Source organism: Microbulbifer maximicatervae (SeqCode), assembly GCF_052466985.1.
Genome location: NZ_CP174298.1, coordinates 4597962 through 4617129, shown reverse-complemented (window position 1 = coordinate 4617129; position 19168 = coordinate 4597962). Strand labels below are relative to the sequence as shown.

Genomic DNA, 19168 nt, shown 5'->3' with positions numbered 1-19168 from the left:
TACTCCCATGGCCAAACAACCGAAGAGTACTCTTTGGATAATTCTGCACAGTGTAGCCATTGTTGCAGTTTTATGTAGCCTGCTAACGGGGCTCCGTATCTCCACATTAACAAAGCCAAGTATTGGAAATATAGAAGAACTGTTACCCCAGGGACAGATTCATGATATTCACTTCTTTGTAGCAATTGTTACTTCGGCCATCCTTATCTGCTACTTATCCTATAAAGTAATAATTAAAATAAAAAATACAACCTCACAAAGTAAACCTTATAAAACATCAATTAGCTATCATAGGGTAGTAACACGCATTGGCTCATTTTTTTTAGTACTCATGGTCTTAAGTGGCTGGATTTTATTTATTGGTTCCGGCAATGCTTCTATCTTTCGCCAGGCACACTTTTATAGTGCTTTTGCGATCGTACTCTATATATTCCTTCACGCTGGCATTTACCTAGCAACCTATGGCCTGAAGACTTTGGGTTATTTGCTTCCCAGTGCTCGATCAGGCTATCGAACTTCAATTTTTACCTACTTATCTGCCGGCTGTATCACTTTATTACTTTGGATTATTGTTACAAATAACAGTTACCACAATCTTACAATTGAGAAAATTAGGTCGGAAACCTTTATAAACATAGATGGAATCCCCAAAGAATCCGCATGGTCCTTAGCTACACCACTTAAAATCCATACTGACGGAGGTGCTAACTTTATTGATGGTAGCTCAACCGTCAACTTGAGAGCCTTGCATAACCAACAGGAAATATTTTTTCATATCACCTGGGAAGACCCTACTGAAAGCTTGAAACACCTACCACTGAAAAAAGTGGATTCTGGCTGGGAAATACAACAGCAAGATTTTCAAAATTTTAATGAAACCCGTCACTATGAAGATAAGTTTGCCATCCTGCTTTCCAATTCCTGTGATTTCGGTGCTTCGGGAACCTCTCACCTGGGCCGCAAACCATCAGCACAGTTGCCCGCAAATTGGCATGGCAAGGGCTACCACTACAGCTCATCCGATGAAATACACGATCTCTGGCACTGGAAAGCAGTAAGAACCAATAAAATGCACCTGGCAGATGACAATTATATTGGCAAGCCTGATATTGTAAGGCCAGGAGCACGCCGCTATACCGCAGGATATCTCCAGGATGGCAAAGAGTCCGGGGCATACTTAATGAACTGGAAGTGGTACTCCTCAAAAAACGTTACACCAAAACGACTACCCAAAAGTCCTTCCAGCCTGACGCCATATCAAAACGAGGATACAAAGAGCGATTGGACTATTTCCTGGTTTGATTACCAGCCATACACGGCTGAAGATGACAATTATCCTATCAATACGATTATGCCTTCAGTCCTCTATACCTCAAATCGCTTTGAAGGAGATCGTGCCGATGTAAGGGCCTATGCTGTTTGGCAGGACGGCCAATGGTCTATGGAGATGGTGCGTAAATTAAATACTGGGTCAGCGTTAGATGTAGCAATAAAAGACGGTATTTGCCTCTGGGTTTCTGCCTTTGATCACTCGCAAATCGCCCACACTCGCCATGCCCTCCCCGTCAAAATCAAGTTGGCAGATCAATAATGTTTGTGCGTATATTTTGGGTATTCATTTTACCTGCAATCACGATCTGTGCAGCCATACTGCACCAACCATCACAACCTCTGCCAAGGGAATACCACTTAGTCAAAATTGATAAAAATGGGGAGCCTATCGAGGCTTGGGCAGGCCCCTGGTCCTGTATCTGCGATACCGATACAGGGCTTCTTTGGGAAGTAAAAACCGACGACGAAGGAATTCACGATGGAAGGTGGACCTATTCATGGTATCAATATGAAGAGGGTATAGAAAATAATGGAGATTGTTATTTTGAAGAAGAGCGGTGTGATACCGAGGACCTGATTCGCAATACCAATCAACAGAAATTGTGTGCAACGCAAAACTGGAGACTCCCCGATATTACAGAGTTACGATCCATTATCCTGCAGGAGAGTAAATCTGGCAGACCTCTAATTGCGACTGAATATTTCCCGAAAACTCAAAGGGGAGATTATTGGACCCGTAATTTTGACAGGCCTTTATATGGCATCTACCAATATCTGGGAACAGGTGCTGGCGCAATCAATTTTATGAATGCAAAAACCATCACAATTCCCTATCGAAACGCCGCTTTCGTTCGTTTAGTCTCCAATCATTCAACGGCCTGTAATAAAGATCCACAATAATTCCGGCGCGCCGCACAAGTCTTTTGCAACTAATCTCTAAAGCTGCTGCGCCTGAAAAGAATAACCACTACTTACAGGAAACCCCCAATGAGACGGTTCTTAAGCACTGCTTTTGCTATCTCGGCTCTATGTTTGGCAATTGATGCCAGTTCAGCAACTAAACACCACAGATTGGCCTGGGATGGTGATGCATCCACCAGTGCCGTTATCGGTTTTTCGCCAGATGGCCACAGTAGTAACCCTTACATTAATTTTGGCTATTCAACCAATGAAAATAGCTGGAGCAGTCAAGGGGTTGATTCTACATCTACCTTCGATGGCAGCTTAGATAGCTACTTTGTCAGATTGGAAAACCTAACACCGGATTCAGCAGTTTACTATCGTGTGTGTGATCAGGACGGCTGTGGCGACCGGTTCTGGTTTAAAACGGCTCCTGCGGAGGAATCTCCCTTCGTCATAGTCGCTGGGGGAGATACCCGCACGGGGCATACAACACGGCGCGAGGGCAATGCTTTACTAGCCAAAATTCGCCCACTGGCCGTTATGCATGGCGGTGATTTTACCAACGCCAACAGTGCGTCGGAAATGGATGACTTTTTACAAGACTGGACGCTGACCTACTCCAACGACGAAATTGATGGCTATAGCTATCAACGTATTTACCCTCTAATACCTACCCATGGAAATCATGAGGATGACAACTATTCAACCACCTGCCAGGTCTTTGGTGTGGACTTCAATGCGGATGGTAGTTGTAGCCCCAGTGATACCTACGGCGCAGTACAAATTTCCCCCCTATTGCGTGTCTACACACTAAACAGCCAGTTTCAAGAAAGCGGCTGGTCATCTTATGCTACCGCCATGAACAATTGGCTTGAGAGTGATTTAGCAGGGACTGGCGCCTACAGTCACTGGCGCTTTGCCCAGTACCACAAACCCATGTTCCCCCACTACAGCGGCAAATCTGACAACCCCACATTATTTAATTGGTGGGCACAACCCTTTTATGACTACGCCATGAATATGGTGGTCGAATCAGATACCCATCTCACCAAAGTCACCGAAGTCGTTGCCCCCAGTAATAGCGATTTTTCAACCAACGAAACCGGCGGCACCGTTTACGTTGGTGAGGGAAGCTGGGGAGCACCAGCTCGCTCAGCAAATGATGCCAAGTTTTGGACCATAGATATGGCCAGCATCCAGCAGTTCAAAGTTATCCAGGTCAGCTTTGACCAACTCACTGTACGCACAGCACAGTTCGATAACAGCGCAAGTACTCTAACACGAGAAGATCGAGCCAATAATCCTCTTGTATTACCGGAAAATATCAATTGGTGGAGCGCCAACCGAATTGGTGAAGCTATGGTTCTCGCACAAAATAACGTTGGCAGGAGCGTTATGCTTGAGGACGACACTGGTAATGGCGAACTGTCACTACCAGTGACTGATGACACATTTATTTCATCGCGCTACTCTTCCAGTAATTTTGACAATGACTCAGATGGACTTCTCGCAGATGGCAGTGATAGCACCTATGGAACGCTTTACTCACTGATTAAATTTGATCTCTCCAATTTATCTCACTGCTCGACGATAAATTCAGTTGAAATCGAATTTAATATCACCAACCGGTCCAGTAATAGTTACGGTATTTACTTGGCTGAATCCAACTGGAGTGAGGAATCAGTCACCTGGGATTCTGTCGGTGGATCAACGGTGCTTTCACAGTTGTTCGCCAGCTTTACCCCGTCGTCTACTGGTACCCAAGTGGTGAACTTGAGTTCATCAGGTCTTCTGGATAGTTGGCTGAACAATGAAAATACTGGCTTGGTCATTGCCTCACTGAGTGGCAGTGATGGGGTAGATATCTCTTCACAAGAAACCGGTATTGCCCCAGCCCTCAGGGTAACCGCCGATTGCAGCGATTCTATTAGTGAAGAGGTATCTCAAGTTGCTTCAGACGATGTGTTTATTTCATCCAGAAAAGAGGATGATAATTTCGATGGTGATAGCGATGGACTCCTCGCCGACGGCAGCGATCTAACCTATGGAACTCTCTATAGCCTCATTCGCTTTGACTTATCAGATTTAAGCTGTCGCCAGTATATTGATGCGACACTCGAATTGAATGTAACCAATACTTCCAGCAATAGCTACGGCATTTACATGGCAACACAAAGTTGGCGGGAAGAGTCGGCCACTTGGGATTCTGTCGGAGGTAGTTCTATTCTCGGACTTCAAGTGGGCAGCTTTATCCCCTCCTCTACCGGCCGACATCTCATTGACCTGGGAGCCTCAGGAATCGTCGACAGCTGGTTAAACGATAATAATAACGGCCTGGTCATCGCATCGGAACGGGGCATTAACGGTCTGGATTTAAGCTCCAAAGAGAGCGGGCAGAGCCCTCTTCTTACCTTACAGACACTCTGCAATTAATTGCCTTCAGGGCTCTCTGTCCGGAGAGCCTTATTTATCCCGTTCTGTGTATCTTATTTCTCCAACAGTGGTTTAGATTTACAATCCAAATTTTTTGGCACGAACTTCTTCAAAATATAAAAATATCAACGTCGCCCTACCCCAAAACCATAATTCCTTTAAATAAAAGAACCAGTAATTAAGTTTACCAATCTACCTTATTAATTCCTTTTAAACCTGACGCTATAAAATTTATATACTATTAACCCCATATCCAAGACTACGCTTCAGCCAAAGGGCAAAAGAAATCAGCGGTAAGGAATAGAGTCAGGTATTTCATCATCAAATAAATAATGAGCCAAAGGATGTACCAACGATCGTACGGAGATACTGTAAATGTTAATGAAATATAATCGTAGTTATGTCGCTTTATTAATCTCAATATTTATAGTCGCGCCATTTAGTGTCGCAGATACCCATGAGGAAGTCGTCACTGATCCAGTAATTCTTGAGGGTGCAGTAGAAGGACAGCCAAAGTCCAATCGGTTTTGGTGGCCTGATCAGCTGGATCTGCGTCCCCTCAGGCAGCACTCTCCAAGATCCAATCCAATGGGTGACAGCTTTGATTACGCTGCCGAATTCCAAACCCTGGATCTTAAAGCGGTAAAACAGGACATCGAAACTCAGCTCAAAACTTCACAGGACTGGTGGCCCGCAGACTACGGTCATTACGGCCCATTTATGATCCGAATGGCCTGGCACAGCGCTGGCACCTACCGGATCGGTGATGGTCGTGGTGGTGCCCGTGGCGGCCAACAGCGTTTCGATCCCCTCAACAGCTGGCCTGATAATGCCAACCTGGATAAAGCCCGCCGTCTACTCTGGCCCATCAAACAAAAATATGGGCGCAAATTGTCCTGGGCTGATCTTATGGTGCTAACCGGCAATGTAGCCCTGGAGTCCATGGGATTCCCCACTTACGGATTTGCCGGGGGGCGACAGGATGACTGGGAGCCCGACCTGGTTTATTGGGGGCCCGAAACCAAGATGCTCGCAGATGAGCGTTACACCGGCAACCGAGAGTTGGACAAGCCCCTGGGCGCTGTGCAAATGGGGCTTATTTATGTCAACCCGGAGGGCCCCAATGGCAATCCCGATCCGGTGGCTGCCGCCACAGATATCCGCGAAACCTTTGCCCGCATGGCGATGAATGACGAAGAGACAGTAGCCTTGATTGCTGGAGGGCATACTTTTGGTAAGGCTCACGGTGCAGTGAAAGCTGATTGCCTCGGCCCAGAGCCCGCCGCCGCCCCAATTGAGCAACAGGGGCTTGGCTGGAAAAATAAGTGTGGGAAAGGTAATGCCGACGACACAATGACATCCGGCCTGGAAGGGGCCTGGTCTGCCGCCCCGATCAATTGGAGCCAGCAGTATCTGGACAACCTTTTTAAATTCAATTGGGTCAAAACAAAAAGTCCAGCTGGTGCCGTTCAGTGGATACCCGATGATCAGAGCGCGGCAAATCTGGTGCCCGATGCATTCGACAAGAACAAGCGCCATGCCCCCATCATGTTTACCACGGATTTATCCCTTAAGTTCGATCCCAGCTACAAAGAAATTGCCAAGCGGTTTCAGGAAAATCCGGAAGAATTTCAACGCGCCTTTGCCAAAGCCTGGTTCAAGCTGACTCATCGGGATATGGGCCCTCGCGCGCGCTATTTGGGAGCGGAGGTGCCCGAAGAAGATTTAATTTGGCAAGACCCTATCCCCAAAGTTGATCACCCTCTGATTGACAGCCGGGATATAAATTCTCTCAAAGCAAAAATACTGGCGGCAGGCATTAGCGTTCCCGATCTGGTGAGGACTGCCTGGGCCTCTGCTTCTACCTTCCGTGGTTCAGATTTTCGCGGTGGCGCCAATGGTGGCCGTCTTCGCCTGAAACCCCAAAAAGACTGGTCGGTAAATGATCCCACTGAACTATCACAAGTCCTGGCATCGCTGGAAAAAGTCCAGCAGGAATTTAACAGTTCCCAATCCGGGGGCAAAAAAATCTCAATGGCAGATATCATTGTACTTGGGGGCGCAGCAGCCATTGAAAAAGCTGCAGAGAAAGGCGGACATAAAATTCAGGTCCCTTTCAAGCCTGGACGCACCGATGCTTCCCAGGAACAAACAGATGTTAATTCTTTTGCGGTACTACAACCTCTGGCCGATGGCTTCCGCAACTACTTTGGCGATGGTTATGGAAGAACCCCTACAGAATTATTAGTTGATAAAGCCGGTCTGTTAACCCTAAGTGTGCCTGAAATGACTGTTCTGGTTGGAGGAATGCGTGCACTTAATGCAAATACCGATTCTTCACAGAATGGTGTACTTACTCAGCGCCCCGGCACACTGACGAATGATTTCTTTGTGAACCTGCTCGATATGTCTACTGTCTGGTCCAAGTCGGCAAAATCAGAGGGTATCTATGAAGGAAAAGATCGCAAAAGTGGCCAGGCAAAGTGGACAGCCACACCTGTAGATCTGATTTTTGGTTCAAACTCTGAATTAAGGGCAGTCGCAGAGGTTTACGCTTCCAGTGATGGCGCTGACAAGTTTGTAAATGATTTTGTGCAGGCCTGGACCAAGGTAATGAATTTGGATCGGGTTGATCAGCCTCAGTCTTAAAAATCATATACCTCAATAAAGAAAAAACCGAGGCTAGCCTCGGTTTTTTCTTCTGGGAGATTATTTAAGTTTTAATCCTGCCCCTTTAAATGCCGATCAAAAAAGCGCTTGATCATGCTGTATTGGTGGATGCGAGTCTGCTTACCGCGCAAGCTATGCTTCTTGCCTGGATAAGTCATCAGCTCAAATTGTTGGCCGTTATCCTGCAACTGTTTTATGAGTTTGGTGGTATTGGTAAACAACACATTGTCATCTGCCATGCCATGATAAATCAGCAGATCACCTTGTAAGCCCTTCGTATAGGGAAATACAGAAGATGCCTCATAGGCATCCATATCCTTGGTTGGATTGCCCATATAACGCTCAGTGTAATGGGTATCATACAGCGTCCAGTCCGTAACCGGCGCACCCGATACACCCGCCTTAAAGTAGTCTCCGGCTTTGAACATACTCATCAGTGTCATGTAACCACCGTAGCTGTGACCGAAGATACCTACTTTATTTTTATCAACGTAAGGCAGGGTACGCAGGAATTCAACGCCGGTAATTTGATCTTCCACCTCAGGAGATCCCATATTCTTAAAGATAGGATTCTCAAAAGTGGTACCGCGATTTGCTGAACCACGATTATCTAGGGAAAAAACAATATAACCCTGTTGGGCCATATACTGGTTAAATAGTTTATCCCAGCTATTGGTAACCACCTGAGCGTGTGGACCACCATAGACAAACACCATTACCGGATAACTTTTCTTCGCATCAAAATTAGCAGGTTTATACAAGCGGTAGAAAAGCTCCTGGCCATGGGGCGCTTCAATACTGCCAAATTCCGGAGTGATCCATTGATCTTTATAAGGATAGATAGGGTGATCACGATTTACAGCGTTCTGCTCAAGCCAGGTGATTCTGGTCCCTGAGCTGCTGTGCAGACTCACCTGAGGGGGCGTGGTAACGCTGGAAAATTTATCAATATATCCAGAGGCATCCTCAGAAAATTCGATAGAGTGCATACCACTACGCTGTGAAATTCTCTTAATGTCGCTCTCCCCTTGCAGGGAGACTGTATAGAGATGCCTCTCGATTGGAGTATCTTTCCGTGCGGTAAAATACAAACGGTTAGCCTGCTCATCAACAGCCTCTAACTCGTCAACCACCCAATCTCCCTTAGTCAATTGTGCCTGTAACCTGCCGCCAAAATCATATTTATACAGGTGTTTGAAGCCATCCCTCTCCGATGACCAAATAAAAGCATCTCTATTTTCCAAAAAGTGGAGATCATGGCTCAGGTTAACCCAGGTATCGCTGGACTCGGTAAGGAGCGTTCGGGTTTTTCCTGTATTGAGATTGTAAGCACGAAGCTCTAACTTTTGCTGGTCTCGAGATTGCCACTGGAAAGTTAACAGGTGATCACGGGCCCATTTTACTCGGGGAATATAAATATCCTGATTATCTCCCAGGTTGATCCAACGGATATCCCCCGAATCAATATCTATAAGGCCAAGTCGGATTTTTGCATTCGCACGCCCAGCGGCGGGGTAACGCTGCTGTATCATTTCGATACGATCCGCATAGATTTCGCTACGGGTTACCTGATCAACTGGCGACTCATCAACTTGCAAGAAAGCAATATGCTGATCATCTGGAGACCACCAATAACCGGTCATCCGGTCCATTTCCTCCTGGGCAACAAACTCAGCCATTCCATTTTTAATATGATCTTTGCCGTCGCTGGTTAGCTGCTTTTCCCTACCGGTTTTCAGATCGACAATATAGATATTTTGGTCGCGAATAAACGAAACAAAGTGCCCCTCGGGAGAAACCTTTACATCGGTTTCAAAGGTTTCCGTTTCAGTCAGTCGACGCGAAGAACGGTCTTTGAGATCGTAATAGTAAATATCGCCGGCCAAAGGGAACAACAGAGACCGACCATCCTCTGACCAGCTGTACTCCATTATTCCACTACCATAAATTCGCTGGCGCTCCCGTCTTGCCTTTTCCTCATCCGAAAGAGTTTCACTACCGCTGTGCAGACTATCGGAATTGACTAAAATTCGGGACTGACCGTCTTTCAGGTTGTACTCCCAAAGATCGTAACGGTTGTAATCTTCAACTCTACCTTTGAGGAAAGTTACGCGCTGCCCATCAGGTGAATATTCCAGCGCTCGGGGAGCGGTACCACTCAGAGCCGGGTCGGAGAATAACCGTTCAATGCTGAGTGACTCTGCAGAACATATTCCTGCAAAAGTACATCCAAGTAATGCAAGCAGTGCTTGTTTCATAGGAAAACTCTTTATATTAAGTATTGTTGGCAATTCACGTACCACTTTGCTAGCAGGGGGATTATTTAGAAAATTCTGATTAATTCCATGTTATCTCCGGCTTCCTTAGGAGCCGGCCTAAATGACATCCAGGTAAGCCATAGCTTCTCTTTGGGACTTGTTCTGATCACCAGAAGTATCTCAAATTTATCGGAAACCCTCTAAAAAATGCAGCTATATTGTGGATAGAGCAAACCGGTGAAGGATTCTACAACGGAACCTTCCGGGACATGCAGTACCTTACAGTTTTGCGTTTGCGCACAAACAATCCTGCTGCAATAGCCCCCCTTTACAAATGTTTACTCTGCTTAACCAACATTTGTGGTTAGCTAATGTCGGACTAAAGCTTTTATCAAAATATGGGGTAACAATAATGAAGGTTCATCTCTTTGCATCTGCAGCTGTGATTTTGATCGCTGCTGGCTGTAGCTCTACACCAGAGATCCCCACCACTGAATCGTTTGTCACTGACATCACCGAACTGGGCCATCGTCGCTTTACCTACAAGGCAACCATTGGAGCTGGCCCCAAGGGCCAAGTCGGTAAGCGTGGTGGTCCGGGTGGTGGAGGTCCCGGTGGTGGTGGTCCCGGCGGCAGTGGTAAGGGTAGTGGTGGCCCAGGAGGTGGCGGTCCCGGCGGCGCCAATTCTGGAGATGTGAAGAAAGTTGCCCGGCAGAGAATGGAACTCTTGCTAGCCGAAAGTGGCTTCTGTCCCAATGGCTGGTTCCTGATCGAACAAACTTTTGACCAGAACAGAGCTGAAATTATTGGCGAGTGTCGGGCGGTTGCACGATAAGCTTACGCCTCTCACTTTGGCTCTATGTATTCTGCTCGTATCGCTTTATACATAGCAACTTGCCCAGGGCGCGAAACCCTTTACCCAAACAGCCCCTCAACTGAGGGGCTAACTTCACTAGTCCGCGATTTACACTGTCTATTACCTATGCCTGCTCAACAATGAGTCTGCATGGAACCTTAAGTGCTCCTCAATAAATGAAGCGATGAAATAGTAACTGTGATCGTAACCTGCATGGTGCTCTATCCGAAGAGGATAATCACTGGCTTCGGCAGCTGTTTGCAGGGAATGTGGTCTCAGCTGTTCCTCAAGAAACTCATCCTGCTCCCCCTGAGAAACCAAAATCGGAGTTTTCTCTACAGCGCGCCCCATTAGCACTGTTGCGTCATATGGTTCCCAGCTCTTGGGATCAGCTCCCAAGTAAGTTCCCAGCGCCTTTTCTCCCCAAGGGCAAGCAATAGGATTACAAATTGGACTAAAAGCAGAAATTGATTGATATCGCTTGGGGTTTCGCAGACCGATGACCAGGGCACCGTGCCCGCCCATAGAATGTCCGCAAATCCCGCGTCGATCATTGGTGGGGAAATGAAGTTCTACCAGGCTTGGAAGTTCATCCACGATGTAGTCATACATTTGATAATGCTGCTTCCAGGGTTCTTGAGTCGCATTTACATAAAAACCAGCCCCCTGCCCCAGATCATAACCCGGGTCATCCGCCACATCGTCTCCTCTGGGGCTGGTATCGGGTATCACTAAGATAATCCCTAACTCTGCAGCGACTCTCTGAGCACCAGCCTTTTGACTGAAGTTTTCATCCGTGCACGTCAAGCCCGATAGCCAATAAACAACAGGATATTTCCTCTGTGTATTCCCCTCTGCATCCTGTGGTAAAAAAATGGAGAAGACCATAGAACAGTTGAGCGTGCTGGATTTATGTCGGTAACGCTGCTGCAAACCGTCAAAAGATTTAGTACTGCCAACCAATTCAATCGACATTTTAAGTGGTCCTATCAAGCTTGCTGGAAATGAATAACACTGCGAATACTTTTACCTTCGTGCATTAAATCGAAGGCATCATTTATTTGCTCAAGGGGCATTGAGTGAGTAATAAAGTCATTCAATTTAAATTCTCCAGCCAGGTAACGCTCTACGAAAGAAGGCAATTCAGAGCGCCCCTTTACACCGCCGAATGCTGATCCCTTCCAAACCCGCCCTGTAACCAACTGGAATGGGCGTGTACTGATTTCCTGTCCCGCACCTGCCACTCCAATAATAATGGATTCCCCCCATCCTTTGTGGCAAGACTCCAAGGCAGCTCTCATCAGGTTAACATTGCCCACACACTCAAAAGAATAATCCACTCCGCCATCGGTAAGCTCTACGATAACCTCTTGGATAGGCTTATCGTAAGCCTTGGGGTTAATACACTCAGTGGCTCCCAATTTCTTCGCCAGCGCAAATTTGTCCTCATTAATATCGACACCAATAATTCGTGAGGCACCAGCCATCTTGGCTCCGATCACTGCGGATAAACCAATTCCGCCCAAACCAAAAATTGCCACACAGGAGCCCGGCTCAACCTTGGCGGTATTGGTAACGGCTCCCATTCCCGTAGTAACACCACAACCCAGCAGACAAACCTCATTTGAGGGGGCTTCGGGATTAATTTTTGCCACAGATATCTCAGGAAGGACTGTGTACTCAGAAAAAGTAGAGCATCCCATATAATGGAAAATGGGTTTCCCATCTACCGAAAAGCGTGTCGAACCGTCAGGCATTAACCCTTTACCCTGGGTGCCCCTGATTTTTTGGCACAAATTGGTCTTTCCGGAGAGACAAAACTTACATTCGCCACATTCGGGGGTATACAAAGGAATTACATGATCCCCGACAGAGACACTGGTCACCCCCTCACCAACGGACTCAACAACACCCGCACCTTCGTGGCCGAGGATTGCCGGGAATACCCCTTCAGGATCATCTCCTGACAAAGTGAACGCATCTGTGTGACAAACGCCGGTGGCGTGTAATTTCACGCGAACTTCACCCCGTTGGGGAGGCATAACATCGACATCCTCAATAACCAAACGCTCCCCAGGCCCCCAAGCTACAGCTGCTTTACAACGGATTGTCTCTGCACTCATTTTCAATTCTGCCTTTCATCATTCGTTCCAGTGGCGCCCAGCATAGTCCCCTAAGATTATTGGTGCAAAGCCAAGCGCCGCTGCTGAAGTAAAATCAGGAAAAATCTAAAAGCTCACCCTTATAGTAATAATTGGTAGCGCTGAACAATTATTCAAAATAATTCCTTTAATTGACTAACAATTAATAGCTTGTCGCTTCCTCCACTGCAGTGGGGAGCTTCCATGAATGGCTCGAAATGCTTTTGAGAAAGCACTGATATCGGTATAGCCCAAACTTGCTGATAGTAATCCCACATCAATACTTGAGGCCCGTAGATGCCAGCGAGCAGTCTTCATTCGCGCCCCCTGTACCAACTGCTTAAAGGAGGTTCCCGCTTCATTTAAACGGCGCTGAAGCGTTCTCATTGGCATACCGAGTAAGCGAGAAATTTGCTCCAGGGAGTGCTGCTGGGCCCCGAGAGTTTGAAGGATTAAGACTTGAACCTGTCGGCTGATATCACCCTTGTGCTCTGCCAATAAGCACTTGGAAAACTCCTCAAAATATCTCATAAGACCGCTGCTGGGTTTAGCGAGGGGATAGTTCATCAATGATCCATCAAAAACCAAGCGATCTCGATCTTGCTCAAAACTAGCCTCAATGCCAAAAAAATTTTGGTAACTACTCAGCGAAGATTGGGGCTTATGCCGAAATGAAACAGAGCGGGGAGATACTTTCGAGCCAACCATCTCCTGTATCAGGCGATAGGCGGCGCCTACTGAAAGTTCAGTATACTGTTGCGCGGGAATTGCGTCGGGGAAGTGATTAACTCTCTCTGCAATCAAGCAGTCATCGGTTTGGTAAATTTTCCAGTGGTCCGCCTGGTTGTGTAACACCATATACCGATGAGTTACTGTCAAAGCACTGGATAGATTCTCACTTTCCAGTATCAGCTTACCAAGGACGCCCAGCATACGTAGCCCTTGCTTCCCCGCCAATCGCAAGCCAAAGTCACTACAGGACAAGTCCCGTGAACACAAATTAAGGAGGTCCACCAGCGTTGCAATGGGAATCAAGATATTTGGACGACGTGTAAAATCCGCAGGAAGCCCCACTTGCGCTAAAAAATCTGATGACTGACCACCGAGCTGTGGCACCAATAGATTAAACCCAGCCAGCGCACCACTGCGAATTTCATAGATAGGCTTCATGTTTTATAGCTACCATATTGCCAACCTCTCATTTGCACTATCACACAGTGTCTAGGAATAATGAGCATCGGACAATAGCTATATCATATAACATAGCTCTTCAACTAACTGGGACTACCCCTATCCACAAACGCAACTTATTTGAAAGCTAGTGCCTGACTATTGTGGCACTTTCCACTATCTACTCATAAAACTATCGGTTTATACGAGAAAGAACTGCAAGGAAATTTCACATGGAAACTGAAAATCTAACACTATTTTTAGGCTGGGCTTCGATTATAAACATATTGATACTACTGCTATCAACTATTGGACTTGTCTGCCTGAGGAAGTCGATCACCAGGATTCACGCACGAATATTTGAGCTTAATGAACAAGATTTAGGCCGTGCATACTTTCAATATCTAGCACAATACAAAATTGCTATTATCGTCTTCAATATTACACCGTATTTTACTCTAAAAATTATCAGTTAATTTATAAAAGCGGAAATATTTTGCAAAAAAATAAGAAAGGTAAACTATACCTTTCTTATTTTCATAATTAAGACGGATAGGGGAGTATTTCGGGTCCGCCGGCAGATACCCTTTTCAGAAAATGAAGTTATTTCTGAAATATTTATCAGCCACTCTTTTTCACAAACTTTGTCAGAATAACAATTCTCTGACCCTCGACCCGTCCTTCGATATGCTCAGGATTATCGCTTAAGCTGATACCGCGAACTGCCGTTCCCCGTTTTGCAACCAAACTGCTTCCTTTTACATCCAAGTCTTTGATAATAACTACATTATCTCCAGCTTGTAACTGGGCACCATTACTATCCCGATGAATCACCAACTCACCAGCCTCTGGTATTGCCCCGGCCTCTGCCCAGGCCAGCAAATCGCCATCCAAATACAACATGTCAAACAAGTCTTGGGCCCAGGTCTCGCCAGATAAGCGCTTTAGAATACGCCATGCCAACACTTGAATTGCCGGCTCGGTACTCCACATAGACTCCGACAGACACTGCCAGTGCGCACTTTCCAGCTGTGCAGGATTTTCCAGCTGGTCCCTACAGGTTTGACACAATAATACTGCCGCATCTGGATAGCCCTCTGACTGGGGTACGTCATAAACCGCCAAGCCATTTTCTGCTTTACAGAGCTCGCACTGATTTCCACTGCGTTGTGCCAACTGCTCCTGAGTCACAGCCATAAGTAACCTCAAAAAAAGTAGGGATTATACGACTGATTCTTCCTTCACGCCTCCCAAATAATCACATTTAACGGACATCGGGGTCGACCGTGAACATGATCAAGCTCAGACAGGAAGTAAATAAGACTATCAACAGCCCAGTAGTAGATGGAGCCATCAGGTTGCCGAGGGATTCACAGGCTTCAGACAAGACACTCTAGAGCACTAAAACTTCCAACAGCCGCCAATATAGATTGACGACTGTAAAGAGCATTATGCGTTAAGTCCCACACTCAGTGGTGCGAGGAGACCGCTGCTGCGAACTGCCCACCCTGCTTGCTGGCGATGGCACTGGTAATATCCCCTAAACTGAGAATACCGACCATGCGCTTTTCACTATTGAGTACCGGCATCCGGCGTAACAGCTGTTGCTCCATTTTGTGGACAGCAGACAGCAGATCATCCTCCTCCCAGCACCATTCAATCCCTTCTGTCATAACATCGCGGGCAGATAGAGAGCTGAGATTACCTCCCTGAACCACACCGCGACATACAATATCTCTATCAGTCACTATTCCTACAAGCTTGTCATTTTCTCCGATCGGTACTGCACCAATATCCTCATCGCGCAATATTTTTGCCAACTCCTGTAATGGAGTATCCGGGGTGCACCAGGTAGCCCCCTCATGCATTGCGTGTTTAACTTTCATAGGTACCTCAAAACTCTTAAGACAAATGCCAAAGAGAGTGATGGGTAAAACCCACCACTCTTAACCCCATCGATCAGTGCACTTCAATCCGCTTCCTTTGCGGCGGGTGCCCCTCATGTTTTGGTACCGTGAGAGTGAGAATTCCATCTTTGAAATTTGCATCAATCTCACTTTCGCGAACATCTTCACCAAGATTGAAGCTGCGCAGGAACTTGCCGTAACGCCGCTCTTGGCGAAGCACGCGGCCATCCTTCTTCTCTTTCACCTCGCGGTGCACCTCAGCTTCAAGAGTCAAAACCCCATTTTCGAGAGTTACACTGATATCGTCCTTACCCACTCCCGGCAGCTCAGCGCTAATTTCATACATATTCTTGCGCTCACTCACATCTATACGCGGAGAAAAAAATCCCTCGCGTTCAGAACCGATTGCACGGGTCGGTGAGAGCATTTGTTCAAACATATTATCAAGGTCCAATAGGGACCCTCTGGGGATCAGACTCATATCTACAACCTCTTTTTACGCTAAGCCGCAAAAGGCGCCAGAAAAACTCAAGAGTCCGTCTTGCGCCTGTTACATCTTGAGTACAGTCTAGGAAATACTGCGACAAACGAAGGGATTAAGTGCCGATAAAAGCCATTACAAATTGAATATGAGAGTTGTCGTATATTTCTTTTGTACATATAAATATTAAAAACTTCCTTTCCAAGTGCACCTAAAGAGAATTTCCACCTCCATATCCATCAATAAGCAACCAGGGCTCGTGGCCAATATGGCTATTTACTAGGATTAAATAAGGCAGTTAAACGAGGATATGTTCATGGCCTTAGCATGGGTCCTTGTGGCTAACCAGTCCCAAGCGCGAATTTTTGAAGCCAACAAACGCGCAGGAAATCTCAATGAAATCCAGGCACTTCTCCATCCAGAATCACGGCTCTCTGGCAGAGACCAAGAGAGTGATGCGCCCGGACGCACTTTCGACAGCTATGGTCAGGGAAGGCACTCAGTAGGTAATTCTGCAGGATTACATCGCCGTGAAGGTGAGAATTTCGCCAGAGAAATTGCACATACCCTGGAGAGGGGAAGACAGGAGGGCCAGTACGAAAAGCTGTATATTGTCGCAGAACCCTATATGGTTGGCAGCTTGAGGGATGCCTTGAAATCTCCAACCCGCGCAACAATAGCAGGAGAAACAGGAAAAAATCTGGTGGCTTGTGAACCCGAGGAGATCCGGGCTCAGCTCCCTATTTGGCTATAGTGACGTTCGGCCCGTAGAGAGGGTCACGAGTGAACCTCTCTACTAACCTCACTCAAGCCCTGCTTTCTATTAAAAGTTTATCAATCAGGGCATCCTTTTCAGTCCATAATTCATTTACCCACTGATTAAACTCCACCCGAAACTCCTGATCGGTTGCGTAGTCTCTGTCAAAAAAACGGCTCGGCAACTGGACTTTCTCAATACGAACAATCACTTTCTTTAACTTACCGGAAAGGAAATCTTTAAAAGTAGGTATACCATCAGGGTAAACAATGGTGACATTCAGTAGCTGGTTCAGCTGCTCACCCATACAGTGCATTGCAAAAGCAATCCCTCCGGACTTGGGCTTTAGAAGATGTTTGAAAGGCGATTGCTGTCTTTGATGCTTCTCTTTGCTAAACCTTGTTCCTTCAAGGAAGTTCATGATACTGGTGGGTATTAGCTTAAATTTTTCGCAAGATTTTTTCGTCGCTTCAAGATCCTTACCGCGCATCTCTGGATGTTTTTTCAAAAATTCTTTGCTGTAACGCTTCATAAATGGAAAGTCGAGTGCCCACCAGCACATTCCAATCACAGGAACTTTGATCAACTCTTGCTTCACAAAAAATTTCAGGAATGGAATTCTTCGATTAAAAATCGACTGCATAATAAAGATATCAACCCAGCTTTGATGGTTCGCTGTGACCAGATACCATCCATGTTGATCGAGATGCTCTATCCCCTGTACATCCACCTGGGTTCTTTGGGTCAGCTTCATCCAGCCTTTATTTAGGGTTATCCACATTTCTGCCCAAGAAATAAAAAAACCCATGAAAAGTTTTTGCAGAAAGGCAAAAGGGAGAATAAATCTAAAAACTGAAAACAAGAGTATGGGGGCTGCACAAACCAATGTGCTAACGGCCAGCAACACCGAAGATATGACCAACAGCAAAAACGAAGGGAGAAAGTTAAACATCTAAAGGCTCTTTTAATTTTCCGGGCTTACAGGTCAGGCTGTCACGCCATATTCACAGGTTACCCGTTTCTTTTTTAATATCTTGAAATCCACTTATCACAAACTAAGCGGACTCTGCTCTCATCAGTGTATTTACATAATCCGGGCTACAGGCTGCCTATCGCAATCAACATGGCTGTGTATATTTATGGCTCATGGGAAACTGCTCCACTGCAATAAATTCATGCGCCGAGCGTCTAGGCTTTAGCCGCGCCAGAGGCAATATCAAACCGCAGCAACTCTGGGAGAGTAACACGCATTTCAACCCCATATTTATTGACTGAATAGTCTGAATCTATCGGCGATACATCAGCGCAAACTGCACGGATAAAACCAGTGACAGCAGCCCAGTGAGCGGCCTCATTTTTTCAGCATGCCCTGGATATGAAAAGGCGCCATTGTACCCTTTCTATAATCATGGATTAGCAACTTTTATCTTCCCACGCCGCAAAGGCACGATAGTGACTGGAGCAGCGTTGCACCCTGCTAAACTTGAGGCTCCAGGTCGTAGAATTGCGCCGGGAGAATAGAATGGGAATTACAGGTAATAAGCAACACTTCCACCGCAAGCAATGGCTCAGCGTACAGCAGGCCGTTGACCACCTGAGTGCATTGTCTGAAGAGCCACTAACCAGTGCACATCTTGCAGACCTGGCCGATGAGCAGCTTCTTAACCTGTACTGGTACCGTCCAGGCCAAAAACTGTCTTTGGAAGATCACAAGGGGACCCGTGAACTGGTAGAGCCCGTCAGGCTCTGTTACGAAAATGCCAGTGACTGGCACGCCATCGTGGATATCTTGCGGAACAATCCAGCGCTGCCCGCCTACGAACATGACACCCCGCTTCTGGAAGATGCCGACGGAAACCGGCTGCGAATCACCTTCGACTACCACCAGCGGCCAGAACCGTTTAGCAGCCGCTGGTACCCTACCTATGCGGAGTTAGTGCTCAAGCGCAACGATTTGGAACAACTGGAACCCCATCTATTTACCAGCCATGCGGTTGAGACCGGGTTTGAGCGTGAGACCCTACTAAATGTTATCTGGCAGCTGGAACAACTAGCCCTTGGGGATGAAGAGCACTCCACCAGCTGGCTGGCAGACCAATTGGCACAGCGTTCTTCCTCGCTGGATCGGCTATCTTGTGAGCGCATCCTTCAGGCGGCCGAGCGCGAAAGCTCCCTGGGGCGCTCGATATAGCGCGGCATTTCCTACTAACACCTTTGACTCCTTCCCCATACTCAGGAACTCCCCATTGGTGGTAGAGCC

General features: G+C 46.7%; 16 protein-coding genes. 8 read left to right on the top strand and 8 right to left on the bottom strand.

The genetic code is table 11. The features are described from left to right. The first annotated feature begins 7 nt into the window (after window positions 1–7). The 4 genes from ACJJI3_RS20315 (at window position 8) to katG (ending at window position 7317) form a co-directional block, all read left to right on the top strand. The gene (locus ACJJI3_RS20315) at window positions 8–1591 is read left to right on the top strand and encodes an ethylbenzene dehydrogenase-related protein (RefSeq protein ID WP_444940749.1); all 1584 of its coding nucleotides are present in this window, start codon (window positions 8–10) and stop codon (window positions 1589–1591) included. Then, entirely contained in the window at window positions 1591–2232 is a 642-nt protein-coding gene (locus ACJJI3_RS20310; RefSeq protein WP_444940748.1) for an Lcl C-terminal domain-containing protein, read from the top strand. Before ACJJI3_RS20315 ends, ACJJI3_RS20310 begins: the two co-directional genes overlap by 1 nt. A gap of 87 nt (window positions 2233–2319) precedes the next feature. Next, entirely contained in the window at window positions 2320–4668 is a 2349-nt protein-coding gene (locus tag ACJJI3_RS20305) for a DNRLRE domain-containing protein (protein ID WP_444940747.1), read from the top strand. A 375-nt stretch (window positions 4669–5043) separates the two neighbouring features. Further along, window positions 5044–7317 carry a catalase/peroxidase HPI gene (katG, locus tag ACJJI3_RS20300; protein WP_444940746.1) on the top strand — a complete coding sequence of 758 codons (2274 nt, stop codon included), beginning with the start codon at window positions 5044–5046 and terminating at the stop codon, window positions 7315–7317. A gap of 71 nt (window positions 7318–7388) precedes the next feature. Here the strand turns inward: katG and ACJJI3_RS20295 are convergent, their stop codons facing one another. Beyond that, on the bottom strand, window positions 7389–9596 hold the full coding sequence (locus ACJJI3_RS20295; RefSeq protein WP_444940745.1) for a S9 family peptidase: 2208 nt from the start codon (window positions 9594–9596) through the stop codon (window positions 7389–7391). A 412-nt stretch (window positions 9597–10008) separates the two neighbouring features. Between ACJJI3_RS20295 and ACJJI3_RS20290 the strand changes: the two genes are divergently transcribed. After that, window positions 10009–10431: a hypothetical protein gene (locus tag ACJJI3_RS20290; RefSeq protein ID WP_444940744.1), complete on the top strand. Its 423-nt coding sequence runs from the start codon at window positions 10009–10011 to the stop codon at window positions 10429–10431. 141 nt (window positions 10432–10572) lie between these two features. On the opposite strand, the gene fghA is transcribed toward ACJJI3_RS20290, so the two are convergent. From fghA to ACJJI3_RS20275, 3 genes are all read right to left on the bottom strand, one after another. Then, entirely contained in the window at window positions 10573–11427 is an 855-nt protein-coding gene (gene fghA / locus ACJJI3_RS20285; RefSeq protein WP_444918202.1) for an S-formylglutathione hydrolase, read from the bottom strand. A 14-nt stretch (window positions 11428–11441) separates the two neighbouring features. Further along, entirely contained in the window at window positions 11442–12575 is a 1134-nt protein-coding gene (locus tag ACJJI3_RS20280; protein WP_444915513.1) for an S-(hydroxymethyl)glutathione dehydrogenase/class III alcohol dehydrogenase, read from the bottom strand. Window positions 12576–12749: 174 nt separating this feature from the next. Continuing rightward, window positions 12750–13763, bottom strand: a complete 1014-nt coding sequence (locus ACJJI3_RS20275; RefSeq protein ID WP_444940743.1) for an AraC family transcriptional regulator — start codon at window positions 13761–13763, stop codon at window positions 12750–12752. A gap of 233 nt (window positions 13764–13996) precedes the next feature. On the opposite strand from ACJJI3_RS20275, the gene ACJJI3_RS20270 reads away from it, so the two are divergent. Continuing rightward, entirely contained in the window at window positions 13997–14239 is a 243-nt protein-coding gene (locus ACJJI3_RS20270; protein ID WP_444940742.1) for a DUF6868 family protein, read from the top strand. 145 nt (window positions 14240–14384) lie between these two features. Here the strand turns inward: ACJJI3_RS20270 and ACJJI3_RS20265 are convergent, their stop codons facing one another. From ACJJI3_RS20265 to ACJJI3_RS20255, 3 genes are all read right to left on the bottom strand, one after another. Next, a complete protein-coding gene (locus tag ACJJI3_RS20265) occupies window positions 14385–14960 on the bottom strand; it encodes a PhnA domain-containing protein (protein ID WP_282931227.1) in 576 nt (191 codons plus the stop codon). Between the two features lie 272 nt (window positions 14961–15232). Further along, a complete protein-coding gene (locus ACJJI3_RS20260; protein WP_282931226.1) occupies window positions 15233–15649 on the bottom strand; it encodes a CBS domain-containing protein in 417 nt (138 codons plus the stop codon). 73 nt (window positions 15650–15722) lie between these two features. Then, the gene (locus ACJJI3_RS20255) at window positions 15723–16151 is read right to left on the bottom strand and encodes an Hsp20/alpha crystallin family protein (protein ID WP_282931225.1); all 429 of its coding nucleotides are present in this window, start codon (window positions 16149–16151) and stop codon (window positions 15723–15725) included. A 316-nt stretch (window positions 16152–16467) separates the two neighbouring features. On the opposite strand from ACJJI3_RS20255, the gene ACJJI3_RS20250 reads away from it, so the two are divergent. Beyond that, window positions 16468–16905: a host attachment protein gene (locus ACJJI3_RS20250; protein WP_282931224.1), complete on the top strand. Its 438-nt coding sequence runs from the start codon at window positions 16468–16470 to the stop codon at window positions 16903–16905. A gap of 52 nt (window positions 16906–16957) precedes the next feature. On the opposite strand, the gene yihG is transcribed toward ACJJI3_RS20250, so the two are convergent. Beyond that, window positions 16958–17860, bottom strand: a complete 903-nt coding sequence (yihG, locus tag ACJJI3_RS20245; protein ID WP_444940741.1) for a 1-acylglycerol-3-phosphate O-acyltransferase, YihG family — start codon at window positions 17858–17860, stop codon at window positions 16958–16960. Between the two features lie 570 nt (window positions 17861–18430). Here yihG and ACJJI3_RS20240 point away from each other — a divergent pair. Continuing rightward, entirely contained in the window at window positions 18431–19099 is a 669-nt protein-coding gene (locus tag ACJJI3_RS20240; protein ID WP_444915509.1) for a hypothetical protein, read from the top strand. Window positions 19100–19168 lie beyond the last annotated feature (69 nt).